18 protein-coding genes and 1 tRNA gene are annotated in these 22,292 nt (G+C 57.8%); 6 read left to right on the forward strand and 13 right to left on the reverse strand.

All coding sequences use genetic code 11. The features are described from left to right. On the forward strand, positions 1 to 1,704 hold the full coding sequence (phaC, locus tag AO353_RS01070; RefSeq protein ID WP_054593294.1) for a class I poly(R)-hydroxyalkanoic acid synthase: 1,704 nt from the start codon (positions 1 to 3) through the stop codon (positions 1,702 to 1,704). A gap of 50 nt (positions 1,705 to 1,754) precedes the next feature. Next, a complete protein-coding gene (locus AO353_RS01075; protein WP_054593295.1) occupies positions 1,755 to 2,021 on the forward strand; it encodes a hypothetical protein in 267 nt (88 codons plus the stop codon). A gap of 221 nt (positions 2,022 to 2,242) precedes the next feature. On the opposite strand, the gene AO353_RS01080 is transcribed toward AO353_RS01075, so the two are convergent. The 8 genes from AO353_RS01080 to AO353_RS01115 all read right to left on the reverse strand — a co-directional run bounded on the left by AO353_RS01080 (position 2,243) and on the right by AO353_RS01115 (position 11,632). Then, complete coding sequence (locus AO353_RS01080; protein ID WP_054593296.1) at positions 2,243 to 2,872, reverse strand: LysE family translocator; 630 nt, start codon at positions 2,870 to 2,872, stop codon at positions 2,243 to 2,245. Between the two features lie 90 nt (positions 2,873 to 2,962). Beyond that, complete coding sequence (locus AO353_RS01085; RefSeq protein ID WP_054593297.1) at positions 2,963 to 3,565, reverse strand: formyltransferase family protein; 603 nt, start codon at positions 3,563 to 3,565, stop codon at positions 2,963 to 2,965. 95 nt (positions 3,566 to 3,660) lie between these two features. After that, entirely contained in the window at positions 3,661 to 4,980 is a 1,320-nt protein-coding gene (locus tag AO353_RS01090; RefSeq protein ID WP_054593298.1) for an aspartate aminotransferase family protein, read from the reverse strand. A 201-nt stretch (positions 4,981 to 5,181) separates the two neighbouring features. Continuing rightward, complete coding sequence (locus tag AO353_RS01095; RefSeq protein WP_054593299.1) at positions 5,182 to 7,023, reverse strand: carbamoyltransferase; 1,842 nt, start codon at positions 7,021 to 7,023, stop codon at positions 5,182 to 5,184. A gap of 98 nt (positions 7,024 to 7,121) precedes the next feature. Then, positions 7,122 to 7,745 (reverse strand): LysE family translocator, encoded by a 624-nt coding sequence (locus AO353_RS01100; protein ID WP_054593300.1) that lies wholly within the window; start codon positions 7,743 to 7,745, stop codon positions 7,122 to 7,124. A gap of 102 nt (positions 7,746 to 7,847) precedes the next feature. After that, on the reverse strand, positions 7,848 to 8,234 hold the full coding sequence (locus AO353_RS01105) for a hypothetical protein (protein WP_054593301.1): 387 nt from the start codon (positions 8,232 to 8,234) through the stop codon (positions 7,848 to 7,850). A 22-nt stretch (positions 8,235 to 8,256) separates the two neighbouring features. Then, the gene (locus tag AO353_RS01110; protein ID WP_054593302.1) at positions 8,257 to 10,449 is read right to left on the reverse strand and encodes an iron-containing redox enzyme family protein; all 2,193 of its coding nucleotides are present in this window, start codon (positions 10,447 to 10,449) and stop codon (positions 8,257 to 8,259) included. A gap of 178 nt (positions 10,450 to 10,627) precedes the next feature. Next, entirely contained in the window at positions 10,628 to 11,632 is a 1,005-nt protein-coding gene (locus tag AO353_RS01115) for an SGNH/GDSL hydrolase family protein (RefSeq protein WP_054593303.1), read from the reverse strand. A 306-nt stretch (positions 11,633 to 11,938) separates the two neighbouring features. On the opposite strand from AO353_RS01115, the gene AO353_RS01120 reads away from it, so the two are divergent. Beyond that, entirely contained in the window at positions 11,939 to 13,387 is a 1,449-nt protein-coding gene (locus tag AO353_RS01120; RefSeq protein WP_054593304.1) for a PLP-dependent aminotransferase family protein, read from the forward strand. Positions 13,388 to 13,751: 364 nt separating this feature from the next. Here AO353_RS01120 and AO353_RS01125 read toward each other — a convergent pair whose 3' ends face one another. Next, positions 13,752 to 14,435 carry a hypothetical protein gene (locus tag AO353_RS01125; protein ID WP_054593305.1) on the reverse strand — a complete coding sequence of 228 codons (684 nt, stop codon included), beginning with the start codon at positions 14,433 to 14,435 and terminating at the stop codon, positions 13,752 to 13,754. Positions 14,436 to 14,726: 291 nt separating this feature from the next. Beyond that, positions 14,727 to 14,816, reverse strand: a tRNA-Ser gene (locus AO353_RS01130). A gap of 308 nt (positions 14,817 to 15,124) precedes the next feature. Between AO353_RS01130 and AO353_RS01135 the strand changes: the two genes are divergently transcribed. From AO353_RS01135 to AO353_RS01145, 3 genes are all read left to right on the forward strand, one after another. Beyond that, positions 15,125 to 15,814 carry a crotonase/enoyl-CoA hydratase family protein gene (locus AO353_RS01135; RefSeq protein WP_054593306.1) on the forward strand — a complete coding sequence of 230 codons (690 nt, stop codon included), beginning with the start codon at positions 15,125 to 15,127 and terminating at the stop codon, positions 15,812 to 15,814. A 214-nt stretch (positions 15,815 to 16,028) separates the two neighbouring features. Then, positions 16,029 to 16,751, forward strand: coding sequence for a 1-acylglycerol-3-phosphate O-acyltransferase (locus AO353_RS01140; protein WP_054593307.1), 723 nt, complete (start codon positions 16,029 to 16,031; stop codon positions 16,749 to 16,751). A gap of 142 nt (positions 16,752 to 16,893) precedes the next feature. After that, a complete protein-coding gene (locus AO353_RS01145) occupies positions 16,894 to 17,865 on the forward strand; it encodes a magnesium and cobalt transport protein CorA (RefSeq protein ID WP_054593308.1) in 972 nt (323 codons plus the stop codon). A gap of 108 nt (positions 17,866 to 17,973) precedes the next feature. Here the strand turns inward: AO353_RS01145 and AO353_RS01150 are convergent, their stop codons facing one another. The 3 genes from AO353_RS01150 to AO353_RS01160 all read right to left on the reverse strand — a co-directional run bounded on the left by AO353_RS01150 (position 17,974) and on the right by AO353_RS01160 (position 22,185). After that, positions 17,974 to 18,702 carry an amidotransferase gene (locus tag AO353_RS01150; protein WP_054593309.1) on the reverse strand — a complete coding sequence of 243 codons (729 nt, stop codon included), beginning with the start codon at positions 18,700 to 18,702 and terminating at the stop codon, positions 17,974 to 17,976. A gap of 107 nt (positions 18,703 to 18,809) precedes the next feature. Next, positions 18,810 to 20,954: a 3-hydroxyacyl-CoA dehydrogenase NAD-binding domain-containing protein gene (locus tag AO353_RS01155; protein WP_054593310.1), complete on the reverse strand. Its 2,145-nt coding sequence runs from the start codon at positions 20,952 to 20,954 to the stop codon at positions 18,810 to 18,812. Positions 20,955 to 20,979: 25 nt separating this feature from the next. After that, positions 20,980 to 22,185 carry an acetyl-CoA C-acetyltransferase gene (locus AO353_RS01160; protein WP_054593311.1) on the reverse strand — a complete coding sequence of 402 codons (1,206 nt, stop codon included), beginning with the start codon at positions 22,183 to 22,185 and terminating at the stop codon, positions 20,980 to 20,982. Positions 22,186 to 22,292 lie beyond the last annotated feature (107 nt).

Consider the following 22,292-nt stretch of genomic DNA (forward strand, 5'->3'; position numbering starts at 1 on the left):
ATGGACAACAACGCGCATACATTCAAGACCTATTGGTCAGGCCAGGTTCCGTTCATCGCATCCTTGGCAGTGCAACAATTGCGCCTATGGGTCAGTACTAATCCCTGGTTTTCCGGACATGAGCACGGCGCCTGGTTCGAGTTGCCTCGCGAAACCCTGGACAGCCTTCAAGCGGACTACCAGGCTCAATGGGGCCAACTCGGCCAACAACTGCTGACCGGCCAATCCTTCAGCTTCGATGATCGACGTTTCGCCAGCGGCAACTGGAGCGAGCCACTGTTCGGCTCCCTCGCTGCGTTTTACCTGCTCAACTCCAGCTTTCTCCTGAAACTGCTCGACAAGCTGCTGATCGACGATAAGAAACCGCGCCAACGCCTGCGCTATCTGGTGGAGCAAGCCATTGCCGCCAGTGCGCCAAGCAATTTTCTGGTCAGTAACCCTGATGCGCTCCAGCGTGCGGTTGAGACAAAAGGTGCCAGCCTGATCACCGGTCTGCAGCATCTGGCCAGCGACATGAACGAAGGCAAAATGCGCCAGTGTGATAGCGGTGCCTTCAAGGTTGGCGTCGATCTGGCCAACACTCCGGGCGAAATCGTCTTCGAGAATCACCTCTTCCAGCTCATTCAGTACTACCCGCAAAGCGAGACCCAGTACCGACATCCGGTATTCGTCGTACCGCCGTCGATCAACAAGTACTACATCCTTGATCTGCGCCCGGACAACTCGATGGTCCGCCATCTGCTGGAAAAGGGACATCCCGTATTCCTGATGTCCTGGCGCAACTTTGATGAGGAACACGCGGGCACCACCTGGGATGACCTGATTGAGCACGGGGTCATCGACGCCCTGCAAGTGACCCGTGAGATCAGTGGCGAACAGCGACTCAATTGCGTGGGTTTCTGCATCGGCGGCACCCTGTTGAGCACCGCGCTGGCCGTACTGGCTGCACGCGGTGATCGAGAGATTGCCAGCGTGAGCCTGTTGACCACGTTCCTTGACTACCTGGATACCGGTCCCATCGACATTTTCGTCGACGAAGAACTGGTGGCCTATCGAGAGCGCACCATCGGCGGCATGAATGGCCCCATCGGCCTGTTTCGTGGCGAGGACATGGGCAATACCTTCTCCCTGCTGCGCCCCAACGACTTGTGGTGGAACTACAACGTCGACAAATACCTCAAGGGTCAGAAGCCGATTCCACTTGATTTGCTGTTCTGGAATAACGACAGCACCAACCTTCCGGGCCCGATGTACTGCTGGTACCTGCGCCACACCTATCTGCAGAACGATTTGAAATCAGGTGAGCTTGAGTGCTGTGGGGTCAAACTGGATTTGCGTGCAATCGACGCTCCCGCCTACATCCTCGCCACCCATGACGATCACATCGTGCCCTGGAAAAGCGCCTACGCCAGTACCAACCTGCTCTCCGGGACCAAGCGCTTTGTACTGGGCGCTTCCGGGCATATCGCCGGTGTCATCAATCCACCCGCCAAGCAGAAGCGCCATTACTGGACCAACAATCGGGTCACGAAAAACCCGGAGACCTGGTTCAAGAATGCCGAGCAGCAACCCGGTAGCTGGTGGAACGATTGGTTCAACTGGCTGGCGGGACACTCCGGCGAGCGCCAACCCGCGGTTGCGCACACCGGGAACGAAAAATTCCCGCCTCTGGAACCGGCGCCAGGCAGTTATGTAAAGCAATGAAAGTTGGCGGCACATTATTTGTTTTGTTTGGGTACAAGGAGAGACAACCCGTGAGCACCCCGTTCCGCATCAACGAAGCACTTTTGATTGCCGGCCACGCATTCAAACCGTTTCAATGTGTCGCTTGGGCTCCGCAAGACGGTAATGGCGAATTGAGCCTGAGTGTCATCGACCAGGCCAACACGCGTATTTGTCGCAAACTGATTCCAAGCAGTGCCTATTCCGACCCGACGCAGCTGGAACGCCTGCTGGAGGAGGTGCGCACCGAGTTGAGCCAGGAGGGTTACACGCTGCAATCCTGGACAATGCCAGGTTAAGCATTCTCGCGGATCGCCAACGCTGATCCACCTGATCCCAGAGCAGTAATCCTGCACCGCTGAACGCTTCGCCTGCCCCGTATGCTTTCCCATGGAACACCCCATCGGTTATGTCTAACCTTTGGGGTGCAGTCCAAATTCAGATGGACACCATCGCCTTTGGCGTCGGGGGTCAGGAAGGCGTAAAGAATGCGGCGTGACATCTGGTTTTTGCATCAGCATTAAAACAACGAGCTGATAAACCCAATCGCGACGATCGAATAGAAGGCTGCGCAGATCATCCCGAACGATTTTCGCGTTCGAGTGAAAAACGGTTCAGCCGAATGGGCTGAAAACGCCAACGCGTAAGTACTGAAGATCAGGAACCCGAGTACGGCACAACCGGCCACCAGGACAAAACTGGCCCAGGCGGGTGCATTCGCGCTAAGCCCGACCGTGGTCACGGTGAACCAGGTCAAGGCGGCTTTTGGGTTGGTGAGGTGAATACCCAGTCCTTGTAAATAATACCCAATGTTCCTGGTCTGTTTGGTGCGAGCTCGAGCAACCGTGGTGGCATTGTGTGCCAGTGCACCGCGAATCGACTTGTAGGCCAGAAAGAACAAATAGCAGGCGCCAAGGACTTTCAGCCAGACCAGAATCTGCGTGTAGGAAAGCAGCAACGCCGATACCCCAGCCGCGGTCATTGCCCCCCAGCACAGCGAACCGGAAATGACCCCCGCCGCCAACGCCAGCCCAGGCGTACGCCCAAAGTTCAGGGAGGTATTGGCAATCGCCAGGTTACCCGGACCGGGGCTGGCGGTGCCGATGACATAGACCGCCAGCGCGGCTCCGAAGCTCGAAAGATCAAACATATGACGGTCTCTTATCAGTCGTACCAACGCGCGCAATGCACACCCTTCAAGCCACTATCGGCCTGAAGTCCCCCAGCCCAAAAAAAGCACTTATTTGAAGCAACGATGATCGGGCTCCTGGGCGCGAATTTTTTCCATCCAGGGTTTCAGTTCGGATTGCTTGTACAGCCGCTCGCCCCAGCGCTCCGGTGAAACCGGTAACGACCGCCCTTGCAGGATGTAATCGGTGAGCAGATGAATAAACTGCTGCAAGCAATACGCGCCCACATGCAAACGGAGCGAAGACGCCGTCTCGGCCGGAGCAACGTTAAAGCGCGCGACATGGATGATCTCCCCGCTGTCGACCGAAGGCGCCAGGTGATGGCAAGTCGAACCGTAGGTTTCATCGTTGTAGTAAATCGCATAGTGCTGGCTGCCCAGCCCACGGTATTTTGGCGGGGCTGGGTGCAGGTTGATCGCGCCCTTGCGGGCGTTCTTATAAATACTTTCCGGGAAGATAAAGTCGCCGCGATAGGAAATGATCCAATCGCCTTCCCAGTCATCCAGGTGATAGGGATAAGGATCGCCGGGGTCCCAGCAGAACACTTCAAGGTTGGAAAACACGGTTTTGGCGAACTCGACTCCGTGATCGCACCAGTCCATGGTGCACACCGAAAGGAGGACTTTGTCCTTGCATGGCTCAATGATCTGCATCTTCTATTCCCCATCAACGAGTAATAACGGTGAAACCGGCAAGCGCTGAACGACAGTCGCGAACGTGCTCGCGCCTGCGCAAAAAGGGCGAACCGTCATTGACCGACGGCCCTTACAACTGCACTGAAACGTTCGACCATCTCGGCGACTTCGGCCTCGCTGGAAATAAAGGGCGGCGCAAACAGCACATGATTGCCGTGAGTGCCATCGACGGTTCCACTGCCGGGATAGATCAGCAGACCGCGCTTCAAGGCTTCCTGCTTGAGGGCGGCTGCATACGCCCCGCCACCACGAAACGGCTCTTTACCCGTGCGGGTTTCGACGAATTCGAGGCCGACAAACAAACCACGGCCCCGCACATCGCCAACGGTATCAACGTCAGCCAGGCTTTCTCTGAGCCAACTGCGCAATTGTTCGCCACGGGTGCGAACCGTTGCCAACAGGTTTTCTTCAGCGATGACCTTCTGTACTTCCAAAGCAATCGCGCACGCCAGCGGATGGTTGACATGGGTTTGGCCGTTGCCCAGCACCCCGGAACCCTGGGCCATGACCGAATGTACCCGGTCGCTAACCAGCAACGCTGAAATGGGCATGTAACCGGCCGCAAGCCCTTTGCCCACGGCCACCATGTCCGGCACGATCCCGTCATCGGCATAGGCATACATCTGGCCGGTGCGGCCCATGCCCGCCATCACTTCATCGAGGATCAGCAGAACGTCGTGACGCTCGCAGACCTCCTTGATTTTGCGAAAGTAGCCAGGGACGGGAGGAACCGCCCCGTTGGTCGAGCCAACAACGGTTTCAGCGAAGAACGCGGCGACATTTTCGCTGCCCAGCGCGTTGATTTTGTCGTCCAGCTCCTGGGCCAGACGCGTGGCGTACTGCTCTTCGCTCTCGCCTACGCGCAGTTCGCGATAGGCATAACACGGCGAAACAAATTCAGCGGGCGGCAACAGCGACCCGAACACCGACTGGCGTTGGGCATTCCCGGAAATACTCAGGGTGCCCAAGGTACTGCCGTGATAGCTCTGGCGCCGCGAAATGAACGTCGACTTGGAGGGCAAGCCACGCTCACATTGATATTGGTAGGCGATTTTCATCGCCAACTCCATGACCTCCGAACCGCCCGACAGAAACTGCGCCCGCGCCAAGCCACCGGAAGCATCCACCAACTGTTCAGCCAGCTCTTCGGCGGCTGCCGTGGTGAAACTGCCGGCATGGGCCCAAGCGAGCTTTTTCGCTTCTCGCTCGAAAGCCGCCACGATACGCGGATGCGCATGCCCAAGGCTCGACACCGCTACACCACCACAGGTATCAAGGTAACGCTTGCCTGAAACATCTTCGAGCCAGACACCGGTCCCCTTGACGGCGAGGATCGGTGAGATATTCAGGTTTTTGTAAATGACCTTTGACATGGGCGTGAGTCCTTGGGCTGTTGGGGCTATTTTCCCTTTGCCGGATGATCCCATGCCGTCGGGGCCTGGTGAAAATTCCGGCCAAAACGCGATGAATGAAAGACCGAGCGGGTCAGTCCAATGGGCAGCAGTACAACGATGAACATAAGAAACGCGAGGAACCTGAGCACGAAAAAATCTCCTTATTGTTAAAGGTGAACATCAATCCAGCGGGATTTCGCTGCGCCAGTCGACTTCTTCAACGAACGCTGGCTGACCAGGACGCTCAAGCACGAAACGGCCGAGCACCAGCACGTCCATTTCCGTACGCATGAAGCAGGCATAAGCTTCTTGCGGCTTGCACACGATCGGTTCGCCACGCACGTTGAACGAAGTGTTAACCAACACTGAACAACCGGTACGCGCTTTGAAACTACGCAGCAGATAAGTGAACGGTGCGTTATTTTCTTCGGTCACGGTTTGCACCCGAGCCGATAAGTCGACGTGAGTCACCGCCGGCAACTGCGAGCGAATATTGTTGATGCTGCCCAACCCACGCGCGGGACCGCCCTCTTTGAGCGAAGTCTCGGATTTGATCGAATCGGTCACCGGCGCGACCATCAACATGTACGGGCTACTTTCACAGATATCGAAATAGGTCTTGGCGTCTTCAGCCAGGACCGCTGGCGCAAATGGCCGGAACGATTCGCGGTACTTGATCTTCAGGTTCATGGTGCGCTGCATCTCGGGGTTGCGTGCATCGCCGAGAATCGAACGTGCGCCCAAGGCCCGCGGACCAAATTCCATACGCCCCTGGAACCAGCCGACTACCGCACCGTCAGCCAGACGGCTGGCGACCTGGTCATACAGCTGGGCATCGTCGTAGCGGGTGTAGGGGTAGTTGTTTTCGCGCAGGAACGCTTCGATCTCTTCGTCGCCAAATCCTGGCCCCAGCAGGCTACCGCTCATGGCGTCAGTCTTGCTCCCGGTCAGGTGTGGGCGCCCGGTACGCTTGACCGAATAATCCATCGCCGCACCCAGCGCGCAACCGGCATCGCCGGCCGCCGGCTGGATCCAGATCGAGTCGAAACGCCCGGAACGGCTGAGCACGCCGTTGGCCACGCAATTTAACGCCACGCCTCCGGCCAGGCACAGATTACGTTTACCGGTCTGCTTGACCGCAGCGGTCGCCAACCCCAGCACCACCTCTTCCGTGACTTTTTGGACCGAAGCCGCGAGGTCGCACTCACGCTGGGAAATCGGGCTTTCCGGTTTACGGATCGGCCCACCGAACAGCTCTTCAAAGGCCTCGCCCACCATGCGCTCGCCGCGCAGGTATTCGAAGTACTTCATGTTCAGGGTGAAGGAGCCGTCAGGACGGATATTAATCAGCTCATCGCGAATCTTGTCGGCGTAGATCGGCTGACCGTAAGGCGCCAGGCCCATCAGTTTGTATTCGCCGGAATCGACCTTGAAGCCGCAGTAATAGGTCATCGCCGAATAGAACAGACCCACCGAATGCGGGTACGAAATCGAGTTCTTCAGCTCAAGCCTGGAGCCCTCGCCCTGCCAGATAGTGGTCGAGTGCCATTCGCCGATTCCGTCAATGCACAGTACCGCGGCGTTCTCGAACGGCGACGGGTAGAACGCCGCAGCGGCGTGGGAGCGATGGTGCTGGGACGCCTGGGTGCGCGGGGCTTTGCCTCGCTCCAGCTCTTCGAGTTTTTCATCGACAAACTTGAGTACGTTCCACTTCCAACGAATCCATTCCGGCATCGCATTGATGAACGTTCGCGCGCCACCGATGCCGCCACTGGCAAAGGAGGAAATGACCCGTGAGAACTTCTCCTGGGGGTCTTCGTAATAGACCACGGCCTCCAGGTCATCCAGGGTAATACCCTCGGCATCCAGGCAATACTGAATCGCCTGGGCCGGAAATGCCGCGTCGTGTCGCACGCGGGTGAAACGCTCTTCCTGGGCAGCTGCAACCGGGACGCCATCTTTCACCAAGGCGGCAGCACTGTCGTGATAGAAGGCAGAGATCCCTAATACATAAATAGCCATTTAAACGTGCATCCTCTTAGCATCATGCCAATACATGGAATCCCTTTCGCCAGACGCATCTACTGGCTTCTCGGTAACTCTTACTTTTATAAATACCTTCAAGACCACCACTCGCCGAACGGCAAGCTTTTCAATACCGGTATCAATGACGCCACCAGCACCAGGCTCATGGTGATATTGAACACCTTCAAACGCTGCGGGTGAGTCAAGAAGCGCCGCAGGTATTGCCCAAAAAACACCCAAACCATCGAACACGGCGAGCCGAACAAAAAGAACAGCAGCGCGATCAGCAAAATCTGAAAACCGTAGGCATCGACCGGCGAGGTATACGTCAGCACCGCACCCACCGCCATCACCCAGGCCTTGGGGTTGATCCACTGAAACAATGCCGCATGGGTGAAGCCCAAGGGCTTTCCAGACTTGTCGTCAAGGTCCACGGTCGGCGCGCTGGCGATCTGGTAGGCCAGGTACAACAGGTACAGCGCACCCACCACCTGCAATACATCGTGAAGCCTGGGGTACTGTTGAAAAATCGCCCCGGCCCCCACCCCGACGGCAATCAGCATCAGTGGAAAACCGATGTTGATCCCCGCCACATGGCGCATCGTGCGCCCGATGCCAAAGTTCGCTCCCGACGACATCAACATGACGTTGTTAGGCCCCGGCGTGACGCAGGTGGCGATGACAAACAAAATGATCGAGTAGTAATCCAGGGTTTGCATCGTCACCCCCTTATCAACGGTAATCTTCCAACGTCCCGCGCCGACGGATGTCGAGCGACACACAATGGAAACCACCACTCAAACTACGAGCATGGCGCATCTTCAATGGCGCCACGTCGACACCCTGTTTTCCAACGCGCGGATCAACGGAACCTGCTGGTCATTGATCACCGCCAGTGACGGGTTGACTCGATAAATGGAATCGGCCAATTGCGGCTTGGGTGCCGAGATCCAGTTGGCGCCGCTGGCGAAATAGTCCTGCACATGCTTGCGATAGGCGAAGGGTTCGAAATACCGGCTACGCAAGGCCATCGGTGCTTCGATGAGGGTCTGGCCGATCGGCAGAATGTCCTCTTGATCGGTGTGGTGCTCGCTATAGTCGAGGGCGAATAAGCCCTTATCAGGCAGTGGCACCCGCGCGCCAGTGGCGATGCCAACAACCATCTCTTCGAGGGGATCCCACTCGTTGTGCACATTGACCAGAGACATGTGTAGCTCCTTGTTGTTTTTATTAGCCGGCCACTTCCACCAATGTCTTGCGGGTGATTGGCAAATGGTGGAAGAGCTGTTGCGAAGAGGCCTGGCGTCCGGCACGCGGCAACACCCTCCCAGCGGACCCGACCCCCAACCGGCGCAACACCGAAGCCCACTTGCCCGGCATCGGTGCCAGGGATTCATATCCCACCCGCACCCGCTGCCAATGCTCGGCCAACGACTGCGCACCGCCTGCGGCAATCTTGCGCATGTAGGCGTCAATCGCATCGGCGGCCCAGGCCGAGTGCCCGGTGGAGACGTTGTCGATGGTGTTGTGCAAGTCCACGAAGGCCGTACTGAAGCCGTAATGGCGCAGGAAACGCCGCGCCAAACGGTAACTGCCGCCCACGCCAGATAATTCCATCGCCAGGTTCATACCGAGCGTCTCCGGCATAAACGTCACCGGCAATTTGCCCAGGCACAGCCAATACACCGGCAAGCGGAACGACTCCTCGTCCAGACGTGGGTCCTGGGCAAACTCACGACTGCCGGTCGGTGCCAACTCGTGCCCCATCTGACGCAAACCGTCGCGATAAATCTTTGGATGATTCAACGCGTAAACGCCGTTGCCCAGTTCATCCCAATAGGTTTGAAACAGCGCATAGCCAATAGGCGAGGACGCCAGGTCAAGGTCGGTGAAACCCTGCAACCAAGCGCCGTCGATTAACGTCAGGGGCGCCAACTGTAGGGTCGACTCGACAATTTCTTCACGGGTCGGCAGTTGTTCCGGGTCGCTTTCATCGAACTGCTCGCCGTTCTGGTCATGTTTGTCCAGCAACCAAGAGCGCAACACGTTCACGCCCCAGTACTCAGGTAGCGGACGCCCGGAAGTCTCCAGCGAACGGCTTGAGCGCTCCAGCCAACGTGTCACGTAGGCGTGGGCAAAGGCTTGGGTGGTTGGCCCGAGCGCGCGCCCCTGCAAGATAAAATAGGCCTCGCGCAGGCTTTTCGGCCAGTGACCGAGAGACGTGTGGCGGGTCTCGGTCAGGGTGCGGATAGCGCTTGCATCGGTAGGGTTGATGATCGACTGTCGAGGTAAGGGTTCGCTATGCGCTGCTTGGGGCAGCCAGTCGATCCATTTACGAATCACACTCAGGTCGGCGTCGCTGAAGATTCGGAACATACGCCCGGTCGGCGCAACCAGGCTGGTGACCAAGATACTTTTCTGTGCATCGCCGGGCACGATCAAGCGGCTGCGCGACAATACATCCAACAGCGGCAGCGGATCGGTTTGCGCATCCTTGAGCCACTCGGAAAGGCTACGTCCTTCCACCAGGTAATTCTGGTGATAAACCGCACCAACCCGAGCCAGCCGCTGGATCAGTTGCGCCATCGCATGCTGCGGTGACGAGGCTACCAGTGCCGCGTTGTAGAGCTGGGCATTCCAGCGCCGCAGCGCCGAGAACAACCAGGTGGCACCCCGGATCAGCTCGGTATGCCGGGCTTCACCTTGAGCGGCGACCTGATTGCTGATCCACTGCGCGATCGCCAGCGACGAGGTCTCGTCCAGCCCCCCGAACGGCTCGTTCAAATCCAGCCGCCGGATGTCCAACGGCAGGCTTTCAATCTGCCCCAAGACGGCCCAGCCAGGGCAAAGGCCAACCGTACGCAGCGCCCAATCAATGCCGCAAAGCACATCGCCAAACTCATCGCTGCGACGGCTGAGGGCCAGCAACAGCGCGGGCAACTCAAAGGCCTCATCGCTTAAGTCGGGTAACATCGAAAGTTCGAAAGGCGCTACCGCATAGGACTTCAGCTCCAGCTGACCAAGCAGCGCCTTGAAGTGATCGGCGCGTGAGGCCCGGGGGCGGCCCACGCCGACGTCATGAGCAAACAGCTGCATGATTTTCAGCTGTGCATTGTCTTCGAAGACCCCGGGCGCACTCATGCCTTGCAGCCAGCAACCCAGAATCGACGCCATCGGCGCCGAGTAAATAGCCAGCGCTTGGGCAAATTCCTTGGCATTTCCGTGTTGCGCAGCGGCAGCGGCCACGGCGCTATAGGCCGCGCCCTGTTCGACCCGCCAGCGGTCGATCTGTTGCGCCAGCTCCGACAAGCCAGGACTGGCTTCACCGGTAGCCGGCGCGCACGCCTGCATCAGGCTTTTGAGATACACGTCATCCAGGAAGCTTTCGGGACTGATCGCCGAGCGATACAGCTGGCGCCACACATCCCCTGCCCTTGCGTGAATTGAAACCGAGCCATCCATTGCCAACATCCTGTTCAGTGCAAGTGACGTTATTAAGCGAACGTCAGAACATCGGATAAATGGAGGAATCGGGCTTTTTCTTCTTTTTACCGAAGAGGCGTTGGATAAATTTTTTGATCGATTTCATCACAGTTTCCTTTTAGTGAGTGGCATCAAGAATGAGCTTTGAAACGAGGTCATTGCCTTTGTCGGTGAAGTGAATCCGGTCGACGAACTGCCAGTCATCCGGGCCTAGCGCTTCGGCCAGCAACGGCGTGATATCGACAAAGCCCACACCCATTTTGTGCGCCCCTTCGCGCAACTGTGCGGCATAGGCTTCACGCACACGGGTCTGCAAAATATCGCCATACATCTCAGTGAAATTTCCGGCCTGGTCCAGTTCGGCAAACAGTTGCTCCTCTTCACTGCAACCTTTTGCCCGAATCCAGCCGGCCAGCGGTTGCAAAATGAAGGTCAGCTTCGCGCCCATATCCTTGGCCAGGGCGCGCCAGATATCCAATTGTTGCAGCGTCAGGTTGGCCGCGTAGTCGATCTGTTCTCCCATCGACGGTGGAGCCGGTGGCTCTGGCTCCAGGGTCTTGCCGAACAGGTTGGTCAGGCTCCACGAGCTGTGCGTTGGCTGCTCGGGCGCGAATGCACTGAAGAACTGATGGCAATTGAAAAAGGCCCCGTGCTCGCCGCGGTACTCCTTTGGCTGGCGTGCCAAGCCGAGGTTGTTGAACCCGGAAAACAGCACGATCTCATCCACCTTTGGCAGCAGGTGGCGGTTGAGCGTGAAGAGCATCAGTTCTTGGGTTGAGTTGAAACTGCGACCGCCGAAGTTCAGCCAGCGTTGACCGCGCGGATCGTTCGCCGACAGGCGCGAAGACAAGGTGCAGCTGTCGGAACTGGCACCGATACCGAATACCGTAGAACTGCCGGCCAACAGGCGAACACTGCTGCTTTTGTCGCAATCAGCCGCCGAATACTCGACCCCCAGAGATTCAGAGTAGCGAAAGCCCACACTGTCAGTGTTGACCACCGGCGAGCGGTGGTTGGCCGGATGGAAATACATCAAATACGGTAACCAGCGGACTTCGCCGCCGTCAGTGAACTTTTGCTCGTATTCAGCCATCTGCGGAGTGAGTGTCATCCTTGCCGTCATACCGCCTTCATCCTCATCAGTAATCGCTGATCATGTGCCGGAAGCGTTCTAAGCCGCTGCCAGACGTCTGAATTTGTAGGATTTTTCCCAAAACACGGGGGTGCCGCCCTGGAATGTTGCGACTAGCGTCTCTACTGGACATTCCTGCACCCCAGAAGAACTATCATCCCAAGGTGTCTGTGTGTATTGCAGATACAGCGCCGGCTATTTTTTTTAATACAGTTGGCTTTTTTTGGCGAAAAATAATTCAAAATAAGTCAAATCTGTAGCTTCTTAAGCTACAGATGACACGCTACAGTCAAATCCATGACTCTCTATCTGAACCTCGCCGAATTCATCAGCAGCCGCATCGAGCAGGGCCTTTATGGGCCAGGCGAGCGCCTGCCCTCTGTGCGTACGCTAAGCCAGGAACACGGCGTCAGCCTGACCACCGTGCAACAGGCCTATCGCGTACTTGAATCTTCGGGGCTGGCGATACCGCGCCCCAAGTCCGGTTACTTCGTGCCGACCGACCGACACATGCCGGAACTGCCGCAGATGGGCCGCCCGACCTTGCGGCCGGTGGACATTTCCCAGTGGGACATGGTGCAGGAACTGATGCGTTTCGGACAAAGCGCCAGCGTCGTGCAGTTGGGTTGCGGCATGCCGGATGTCACCGCCCCTACCCTCAAGCCGCTGCTCACCGCCATGGCGCGCATCAACCGGCGCAGCGACAGCCAAAGCCTGAAATACAATCACATCCAAGGAGTGCCGGTCCTGCGCGAACAAATCGCCCGGCTGGCCATCGACTCCGGCTGCCGCCTGATCCCGGCCGAGATCATCGTCACCAGCGGTTGCCAGGAAGCCCTGTCAACCGCCATCCGGGCGATTTGCGTGCCGGGCGACATCATTGCCATCGCCTCGCCGAGCTACCACGGGATGATGCAAATCCTCAATGCCACCGGTTTGAAGGCCCTGGAGATTCCCACCGATCCAGTGACCGGCATCAACCTGGAAGCCCTGGAAATGGCCCTCGAACAGTGGCCGATCAAAGCCATCCAGGTGACCGCCAACTGCAACAATCCGCTGGGCTACATCATGCCCGACGACCGCAAGCGCACTCTGATCCGCCTGGCCCAACGCTTCGATGTGCCGATCATTGAAGACGACATCTATGGCGACCTGTCCCATCGTTATCCACGGCCGCGCACGCTGAAGTCCTTTGATGAAGACAACCGCGTGCTGCTCTGCAGTTCATTTTCCAAGACCCTGGCGCCTGGCCTGCGCGTCGGCTGGATTGCACCAGGGCGCTACCTGCAACAAGCGCTGTACATGAAATACATCGGCTCCGGCACCACCGCGACCCAGCCACAACTAGCCGTCGCCGAATTCATCGCCAAGGGTAACTACCTGCTGCATCTACGACGCATGCGCAAGCAATACAAACGCAACGGCGACCTGATGACCGAATGGGTCAGTCGTTACTTCCCGGCAGGCACCCGCGTCAGCCAGCCGCAGGGCGGCTTTACCTTGTGGGTCGAACTGCCGGAAGATTTCGACACCTATTCCCTCAACCGCCTGCTCGAAGCCCAAGACGTACAAGTCGCCAACGGCAACATCTTTTCGGCGGCCGGCAAATACCGCAACTGCATTCGGCTCAACTTCGCCAACGCACCTAATCGAAAAATCGAAATGGCCGTGAGCAAGGTCGGCCAGACCATCAGCCAACTGATACACCTGGATTCAGGTTTCGGGCCTCCGGCACCCAACGCTTAGCGTTAAACAGACCGCATAGCATCGAAGACGAGGCGGAATCTCCGACAAAACGGCTTTCGCAGCGGAGAGCGCGGGTCGTTGGGCAGCGAGTTTTTTGGCGGTAATGCAGGGGTGACGATCATCGAAGAGATCGAACATCTGCGGCATGGGGTCGACGTTTTTGGAGGGTCTGGTCCTTTGTGCCCGCGGGTATCCAGATCGGGTTTGGATGATCTCGAACGCTGGCTTGTCAGTACGCTCAATAGACTGAGCGAGAGGGTGGGTGGGGGAACAGAAACACACCTTCTACCAAGGTGCCTCTCAAGCTCATTAGGGTCGTTACGAAAACTCGCCGAGCGGCGATCAAGCAAGTTTCCTACAGAGCCTATGGGGAGTGGTACGACCTGCGGGACGAGGGCTGCGCGCCCTTGATGGCAACGACCGGGACACGTAGTTCGGGTTGTGTGATGTCATAGACCTGCAGTTCACACCCTTCCCCCCGATCTACGAAGACAAACTCCGCCAGATAGACCTTTTGCTTCTCGGGAATAAAGGTACTAGTGATCGGCCCACAGGCGTAATACGACGAGACGGTCGGATTGGCGGTTACCTTTTTCTCAAACTTGTTCTTCGACGGGTTGAATACATAGTCTTCGTTGTAAAGCGTCCGATAACCCGGTGCCGGAACGTGACTACTAATCGTCGATGACCCGCCCACCTGCAAAATCTGGCCGGGATCGGCCTGTATTTCCAGCTGGGGGAAATGCTTGGAGACCGCGCTGCTGAGACGACTGAACCAGCCGCCGACTTTATTGCGAAACGGTTTGACTACTGTCCCCAGATGATCGGGACGTGTATCCGGGTCGTTACCTCGGACCACTTCAAAATCTACTGGGTTGGCCGTATCGCCTGATGCCTGCATGATCACTTTGGCATGTTGATCATCTACGGTGACCTTCTTCTGCTCCAGCATGATGCCATCTGTCCAGAGTGTCGGCGCAGAGCTACGAAAGTCGGAACCGCAGCCGCACAACCCCAAAAATAGAACCGTCGTGACAACTGTCTTCACTGCGCTTCCCTGCGTTGAACTGCCGATGAGCTTCCAGGTAAGTAGCTCTTCCTGAAAGCAATAACAAAACGCCACTATTGCGCAGAACCATAACCAAAGGGAACCGCTGAAGCACGGGAATTTCACCCTCGTTTATTGGAAACTCCAAAGCCTTCTCGTCAGAGCCTGCTTTTTACGCACCGAAATAGAGCGCCAGTCCCATAGCGGTCCCATATCGCCCTTTTTCAGACGCCAAAAACCACAAACCCCCGACTTTCTCTAGGAAAATCAGGGGTTTGTGTTTGCAGAATGTGGCGGTGAAGGAGAGATTCGAACTCTCGATACAATTTCTTGTATACACACTTTCCAGGCGTGCTCCTTAAGCCACTCGGACACTTCACCGTATCTCTTCAAACATGTTCTGTCTGTCGAGGCGCGCTAATGTAGTCGAAAGCTTTTCCGATGGCAAATATTTTTTTCAGAATTTTCATGCGGTTAAGCGATTTACGAGTTCGGGCGGGTTTGGAGGCATGGCAAACCTGCCAATCTTCGGCCGGGTGAATGTTTCTATATAGAGGGCAATGCGCGGTACGTATGGCCGGCTACGCTGGGCGGGCGTGAATTGGCTGACTGGCCGGTCAGTCATGGCGCTTTACCTGGCCTACGACGGTGGGTAACGTCTGCCCCACTTCAATACAAGGAATAGCGTCATGAGTGAGTTGATTTCCTACCACCTCGAAGACGGTATCGCGACCCTGACCTTGAGCAATGGCAAGGTCAATGCCATCTCACCGGACGTGATTGCCGCGTTTAATGCTGCGCTGGATCAGGCGGTGACGGATCGCGCGGTGGTGATCATCACCGGTCAGCCAGGCATTCTGTCGGGCGGTTATGACTTGAAGGTGATGACGGCCGGCCCTAAAGAAGCCGTGAGCCTGGTGACTGCCGGTTCGACCCTCGCCCGTCGTCTGTTGTCGCACCCCTTCCCGGTGATCGTCGCGTGCCCAGGGCATGCGGTAGCCAAGGGCGCATTCATTCTGTTGTCGGCCGATTACCGGATTGGTGTCGACGGCCCGTTCAGCATTGGCCTGAACGAAGTGCAGATTGGCATGACCATGCACCACGCCGGCATCGAGCTGGCCCGTGATCGTCTGCGCAAGTCGGCGTTCCACCGCTCGGTGATCAACGCCGAGATGTTCGATCCGCAGGGCGCTGTGGATGCTGGCTTCCTCGACAAGGTCGTTTCTGCCGAAGAACTGCAAGGTGCAGCACTGGCCATGGCGCGTCAGTTGAAAAAGATCAACATGACCGCGCACAAGAACACCAAGCTCAAAGTACGCAAGGCCCTGCTGGAGACCCTGGACAACGCGATCATCCAGGATCAGGAACACTTGGTTTAATCCCGAAAGCGCTACAACGAAAAGCCCGACCGCCGAGTCGGGCTTTTTCTTGGCTGATCTGTTTACAGTCCTTCAGCCGCTCTACTCCGCATCTGACGCTATCAGTCTGAAACATGCGCTTAAACATCGCCTATCTCCTACCTCTATAGCAGCAATTGCCGAAAACAGTGCACATCCGTACACTGCGCCACCTTTTGTCCCGGCGGGCCTGTAGATGCTGTATCTGTTTCGCATGTTATTGATGGGTCTGCATTTTGCTGTAGCGGGTGTGCTCGGTGTGGTGCTTGGCCTGTGCCGACCGTTCAATCCGGATAACAGCCGTTTGTGCGCGCGTCTTTATGCCTGGCCAGCGATGTGTATTTTGCGTTTGCGGGTAAAGGCCGACGTCGATGGGCTGAAGAACAAGACGCAAAGCTGCGTGGTAATCGCCAACCATCAGTCCAACTACGATCTGTTTGTGCTGGGTAATGTGGTGCCGCACCGCACCGTGTGCATCGGCAAGAAAAGCCTGAAGTGGGTGCCGTTGTTCGGGCAGTTGTTCTGGTTGGCCGGTAATGTGCTGATCGACCGTGGCAATGCGCACAAGGCTCGGCAGTCGATGCTCACGACCACCAACACCTTGCAGCACAAGGACACCTCGATCTGGGTGTTCCCGGAAGGCACGCGCAACCTGGGTGAAGAATTGCTGCCATTCAAGAAAGGCGCGTTCCAGATGGCCATCGCTGCCGGGGTGCCAATCGTGCCGGTGTGCGTCAGCAGCTACATCAATCATATGCGCCTGAACCGCTGGCGCAGTGGCAAGATCCTGATCCGCTCGTTGCCGGCGATTCCTACTGCCGGCTTGAGCATGGACGACATGCCGATGCTGATCGCCCAGTGCCGTGAACAGATGCGCGAGTGCATTGAATCGATGGATCGACAGCTGCAAGCAGCCTGAATGAAGCCCGCCTCGTGCGGGCTTCTTTTTGCCGGCGAACTTCGCTGATTTTGCTGACTCTCAAGCTTAAGAGCAGGATAATCTGGTCATTGCCTGTCATTGCCTGTCATTGCCATTTGCCAAGAAGAAGTGAATAAGAATTATGGGTAGAGTCGTTGCGGCTGCGGTCTACAGTGCCGGTAAGAGAGTCACCGATATCACCCTTGATGAGGGCGCCGCCTGGGCTGCAAAACCAGGCCACTTTGTATGGATCGGCCTCGAAGAGCCGAACGCCCAGGAGCTGGCCAACCTGCAACGCCAGTTCGGCCTGCACGAACTGGCGATTGAAGACGCCCTGGATAAACACAGCCGATCGAAGCTGGAAACCTTTGGCGATGCGCTGTTTATCGTCACGTACTCGCCGGTGCGCCATGAGGGCAAACTGGAGTTCATCGAAACCCACATCTTTGCCGGCAAGGGTTACATCATCACCTGCCGTAACGGTCACTCGGCGTCCTACGCGCATGTGCGCCAACGCTGTGAGGCGCGTCCGCTGTTGCTTGAGCACGGCGAAGATTTCGTGCTCTACGCCCTGCTCGATTTCGTCATCGCAAACTATCAGCCAGTGGGCGAAGCGATCCATAGCGAGATCGATGAGCTGGAGCGCAACGTGCTGTGCAGCACGCTCAACGAAAAGGACATTCAGAACCTTCATGGTTTGCGACGCGACGTGTTGCGCCTGCGCCGTTATGCGGCGCCGATGGTGGAGATCAGCGAAGAGCTGCAGAAACTGAACTTCCCGTTCATCGACAAGAACATGCGCCCGTACTTTCGTGATGTGCAGATCCACGTCACGCGACAGATGGAAGACCTGACGACGTTACGTGATATTGCCAGCCAGACCATCGAGATTGGCGTATTGCTGGAAGCGGCCCGTCAAAGCGTGGTGCAGCGCAAGTTTGCGGCCTGGGCGGCGATTCTGGCGTTCCCGACGGCGGTGGCCGGGATCTACGGGATGAACTTTCAGAACATGCCGGAGCTGAGCTGGCACTACGGCTATTTTGTGGTGATGGGGTTTATGACCGTGGGATGTTTCGCGTTGTGGGCGAGCTTCAAGCGGTCGGGGTGGTTATAACGGCAGGATGCATGGCGAGCGCTTCGCGCTCGATCGCGGGCAAGCCACGCTCCCACAGGTACACCTAAATCCTGTGGGAGTGTGGCTTGCCCGCGATGCTTTCAGGATTTAAACCGATTTGGTTTCGGGTTTGTGGGCCACAAACCGCATCATCCATTCGGCAACGGTGGTGCCGTGGTGCTCATTTGCCAGGCTTTCAATGCCTTTTTGATAGACCTGTTCGCCAAGGTGTTGCTGGCGAATTTCCAGCAACGCCCGCGAGTAATCGTGAATGAACTCCGGGTGGCCCTGGAAGCACAGCACCTGGTCATTGATGTGATACGCGGCGTACGGGCAAAAATCGCTGGAAGCGATCACCGTGGCGTTTTCCGGTAGCGCGGTGACCTGATCCTGGTGACTGATCAGCAGGGTCAGTTCTTCCTTCACCGGGCTCATCCACGGCGCTTTGGCGGCCAGTTTGTACTTGTGGGTGCCGACCCCCCAACCCTGGGTCGCACGCTCGCTTTTGCCACCCAGCAGCAGCGCCAGCAATTGATGGCCGAAGCACACGCCCAGCAGCTTGTCGCCGCGCTGATAGCGCGACAACAGGTAAGTCTTGAGAGTTTGAATCCACGGGTCGGTGCCGAACGAGTCAGCCTTGCTGCCGGTCACCAGGTAGGCATCGAAACTCAGGTCATCGCTTGGGTATTCGCCCTGCATGACGTTGTAGACAGTGAATTCGGCAGCGATGGGTTGCTGCGAAAACAGACGCTGGAACATCTGCCCGTAACCCTGATATTGATCGACCAACTCTGGACGCAGGATGTCGGTTTCCAGAATGCAGATGCGTAACGACATAAAAAATACCTGACACGATAGAGGCGATAGTGCACACCCAGAGCCTGCCTTGAAACGCGGGGTCAGGCAAGCCCGGTGCGCACCGCCAATCCGTCAGAGCGACTCCCTCAGAACAACGCGCCCTTCGCGGCTTTTTCCAGCAACAAAGCCGGCGGTGTGAACCGTTCGCCGTACTGCTCGGCCAGGTATTGGGCACGGGCGACAAAATCCTTCACGCCGTATTGGTTGATGAACTGCAACGCCCCGCCCGTCCAGGCGGCGAAACCAATGCCGAAAATCGAACCGATGTTGGCATCGGCCGTCGACAGCAGCACGCCCTCCTCTACACAGCGCACGGTTTCGATGGCTTGCACAAACAGCAAGCGATCACGTACATCCTGTGGCGATATCTGTCCGTCAGCTTTCTCGAAACGCGTTTTCAGCTCTGGCCACAAATGTTTCTGTCCACCGGCCGGGTATTCATAGAAACCGCCACCCGCGGCTTTACCGGGACGCTGGCATTCGTTGAGCAGCAGATCGATCACCGCAAACGCCGGGTGCGCGGGCAGCGGTTTGCCTTCGGCTTGCAGGTCCTTGGCGGCTTGCTGACGGATATGGCTCATCAGGCTCAGGGAAACTTCGTCGGAGATCGCCAGCGGACCTATCGGCATTCCAGCCTTTCGCGCCTCGGTTTCGATCATCGGCGCCGAGATGCCTTCACCGAGCATGGCGATACCTTCATTGGTAAACGTGCCGAACACTCGCGAGGTGAAGAAGCCACGGCTGTCGTTGACCACGATTGGGGTTTTCTTGATTTGCAGGACGAAATCAAAACCACGGGCCAGGGTTTCATCGCTGGTATTGACACCTTTGATGATTTCCACCAGCGGCATTTTGTCGACCGGGCTGAAGAAGTGCAGGCCGATGAATTTCGACTGATCCGGCACGGCGGTCGCCAGACCACTGATTGGCAAGGTCGAGGTATTGGAAGCAATGACCGCATCTGCCCCGACGACTTTTTGTGCGGCGGACGAGACCCTGGCTTTCAGCTCGCGGTCTTCGAACACGGCTTCGATGATCAGATCACAGCCCGCCAGATCGGCGCCCTGCTCGCTGGTCTTGATCCGCGCCAGGGTGGCGTCACGCTGCGCTGCGCTTAGCTGGCCACGGGCGACTTTTTTGTCCAGCAGTGCTGCCGAATGAGCCTTGCCTTTCTCGGCTGCCGCCAGGTTGATGTCCTTGAGCACCACGTCGATACCGGCCACGGCACTGACGTAGGCAATCCCGGCGCCCATCATGCCCGCGCCGAGCACTCCGAGTTTTTTCGTCGCGTGCGGCGCAAAACCCGCAGGACGCGAGCCGCCAGCGTTGATCTCGTTGAGCTGGAACCAGAAGGTGCCGATCATGTTCTTCGCCACCTGGCCGGTGGTCAGCTCGGTGAAGTAGCGGGTTTCGATCAACTGCGCCGTGTCGAAATCGACCTGAGCGCCCTCAACCGCAGCGCAGAGGATCTTCTCCGGCGCCGGCAGGCAACCCTGGGTTTTGCTGCGCAAAATCGACGGCGCGATGGCCAGCATCTGCGCGACTTTCGGGCTCGACGGTGTGCCGCCGGGAATCTGGTAACCGCTCATATCCCAAGGCTGCTTGACCGTCGGGTTGGTAGCAATCCAGGCGCGTGCCTTGGCCAGCAGTTCATCTCGATCCGCCGCCAGCTCATCAACCAAACCCGCTTGCAGGGCTTGTTGCGACCGGACTTTCTTGCCTTCGAGCAGATACGGCAGCGCCTTCTCCAGCCCCAGCAGGCGCACCATGCGCACCACCCCACCGCCGCCCGGCAACAGCCCCAACGTGACTTCCGGCAAACCGATCTGCACCGACGGATTGTCCAGTGCAACGCGGTGATGGCAGGCCAGACAGATTTCCCAACCGCCACCCAGCGCCGCGCCATTGATTGCCGCGACCACCGGTTTGCCGAGCGTTTCCAGTGTCCGCAGCTGAGCCTTGAGCAGCAGCACCATGTCGTAGAAGGCTTTGGCTTGAGACTTGCCGACCTTGATCAGCTCGTTGAGATCGCCACCGGCAAAGAAGGTTTTTTTTGCGGAGGTGATGATCACTCCGGTAATCGAGTCCTTGTCGGCCACCAGCCGCGCAACGCAATCAGCCATCGCCTCGCGGTACACCGCGTTCATGGTATTGGCGCTCTGGCCCGGCATGTCGATGGTCAGGACGACAATCTGGTCCTGACCTTTTTCGTAACGAATGGCATCAGTCATAAAGGTGCTTCCTTGAAGTCGGGGCTCAGAGGCGTTCGATGATGGTGGCAATGCCCATGCCGCCACCGACACAGAGGGTCGCCAGGCCGTAGCGCAACTGCCGCACTTCCAGTTCATCGAGCAAGGTGCCGAGGATCGCGCAACCGGTGGCGCCCAGCGGGTGGCCCATGGCGATAGAGCCGCCGTTGACGTTGACCTTGGCCGGATCGATGGCCATGTCCTTGATGAACTTGAGCACCACCGAGGCGAACGCTTCGTTGACCTCGAACAGATCGATGTCCTCGACCCGCAGCCCGGCCCTGGCCAAGGCCTTGCGAGTGGCCGGCGCCGGACCGGTGAGCATGATGGTCGGATCGGTGCTGGTGACCGCCGTGGCGACGATTCGCGCCCGTGGCTGCAAGCCCAGTGCCCGACCTTTGGCCTCAGAGCCGATCAACATCAGCGCCGCGCCGTCGACGATCCCCGAGCTGTTGCCGGGCGTGTGAACGTGATTGATTCGCTCCACATGGCTGTAGACCCGCAACGCGGTAGCGTCGAAGCCCATTTGCCCGAGCATCTCGAAGCTCGGCTTGAGCTTGCCCAAACCTTCCAGCGTCGACTCGGCGCGAATGAACTCATCATGATCCAGCAGGATGATGCCGTTCTGATCCTGCACCGGCACCAGGGACTTTTTGAACGAGCCGTCCGCCCGCGCCCGCGCAGCCTTCTGTTGAGAGTGCAGCGCGTAAGTATCGACGTCTTGACGGCTGAAGCCCTCAATCGTGGCGATCAAGTCGGCGCCCACGCCTTGCGGGGTGAAATGGCTGTGCAGGTTGGTCTGCGGATCCAGCGCCCAGGCACCACCGTCGCTGCCCATCGGCACCCGCGACATGGACTCGACGCCGCCGACCACCACCAGGTCCTCAAAGCCGGAGCGGACTTTCATCGCCCCAAGATTCACCGCTTCCAGCCCGGATGCGCAGAAGCGGTTGATTTGCACACCCGCGACGCTAACGTCCCAGTCGGCCACCAGCGCCGCGGTTTTGGCGATATCGGCGCCCTGATCGCCAATCGGCGTGACACAGCCAATCACGATGTCATCAACCTCGCGGGTGTCGAGTTGCGTCCGCTGTTGCAGCGCACCGAGCAAGCCTGCCAGCAGATTCACCGGTTTGACGCTGTGCAAGGCGCCGTCAGCCTTGCCACGGCCACGGGGCGTACGTAACGCGTCGAAAATCAAAGCTTGGGTCATGACGTCCTCGTACCGCTGGGCAGGTGAACAATTAGCGAGTTCTCACCTTAGGCTCAGCAGCGGCGGATTCAATGACCGAAGCGCTCATCGGCCTTGACGGTCACGCT

Origin of the sequence: Pseudomonas fluorescens, from assembly GCF_001307155.1 — a bacterium.
Classification (GTDB): domain Bacteria; phylum Pseudomonadota; class Gammaproteobacteria; order Pseudomonadales; family Pseudomonadaceae; genus Aquipseudomonas; species Aquipseudomonas helvetica.

Coding starts and splice junctions, on each gene's coding strand:
- AO353_RS01160 (WP_054593311.1), bottom strand. CDS start 22,185: ATGACCCAAGCTTTGATTTTCGACGCGTTACGTACGCCCCGTGGCCGT.
- phaC (WP_054593294.1), top strand. CDS start 1: ATGGACAACAACGCGCATACATTCAAGACCTATTGGTCAGGCCAGGTT.
- AO353_RS01105 (WP_054593301.1), bottom strand. CDS start 8,234: ATGTCTCTGGTCAATGTGCACAACGAGTGGGATCCCCTCGAAGAGATG.
- AO353_RS01085 (WP_054593297.1), bottom strand. CDS start 3,565: ATGCAGATCATTGAGCCATGCAAGGACAAAGTCCTCCTTTCGGTGTGC.
- AO353_RS01120 (WP_054593304.1), top strand. CDS start 11,939: ATGACTCTCTATCTGAACCTCGCCGAATTCATCAGCAGCCGCATCGAG.
- AO353_RS01135 (WP_054593306.1), top strand. CDS start 15,125: ATGAGTGAGTTGATTTCCTACCACCTCGAAGACGGTATCGCGACCCTG.
- AO353_RS01100 (WP_054593300.1), bottom strand. CDS start 7,745: ATGCAAACCCTGGATTACTACTCGATCATTTTGTTTGTCATCGCCACC.
- AO353_RS01115 (WP_054593303.1), bottom strand. CDS start 11,632: ATGACGGCAAGGATGACACTCACTCCGCAGATGGCTGAATACGAGCAA.
- AO353_RS01150 (WP_054593309.1), bottom strand. CDS start 18,702: ATGTCGTTACGCATCTGCATTCTGGAAACCGACATCCTGCGTCCAGAG.
- AO353_RS01095 (WP_054593299.1), bottom strand. CDS start 7,023: ATGGCTATTTATGTATTAGGGATCTCTGCCTTCTATCACGACAGTGCT.
- AO353_RS01080 (WP_054593296.1), bottom strand. CDS start 2,872: ATGTTTGATCTTTCGAGCTTCGGAGCCGCGCTGGCGGTCTATGTCATC.
- AO353_RS01155 (WP_054593310.1), bottom strand. CDS start 20,954: ATGACTGATGCCATTCGTTACGAAAAAGGTCAGGACCAGATTGTCGTC.
- AO353_RS01090 (WP_054593298.1), bottom strand. CDS start 4,980: ATGTCAAAGGTCATTTACAAAAACCTGAATATCTCACCGATCCTCGCC.
- AO353_RS01140 (WP_054593307.1), top strand. CDS start 16,029: ATGCTGTATCTGTTTCGCATGTTATTGATGGGTCTGCATTTTGCTGTA.
- AO353_RS01145 (WP_054593308.1), top strand. CDS start 16,894: ATGGGTAGAGTCGTTGCGGCTGCGGTCTACAGTGCCGGTAAGAGAGTC.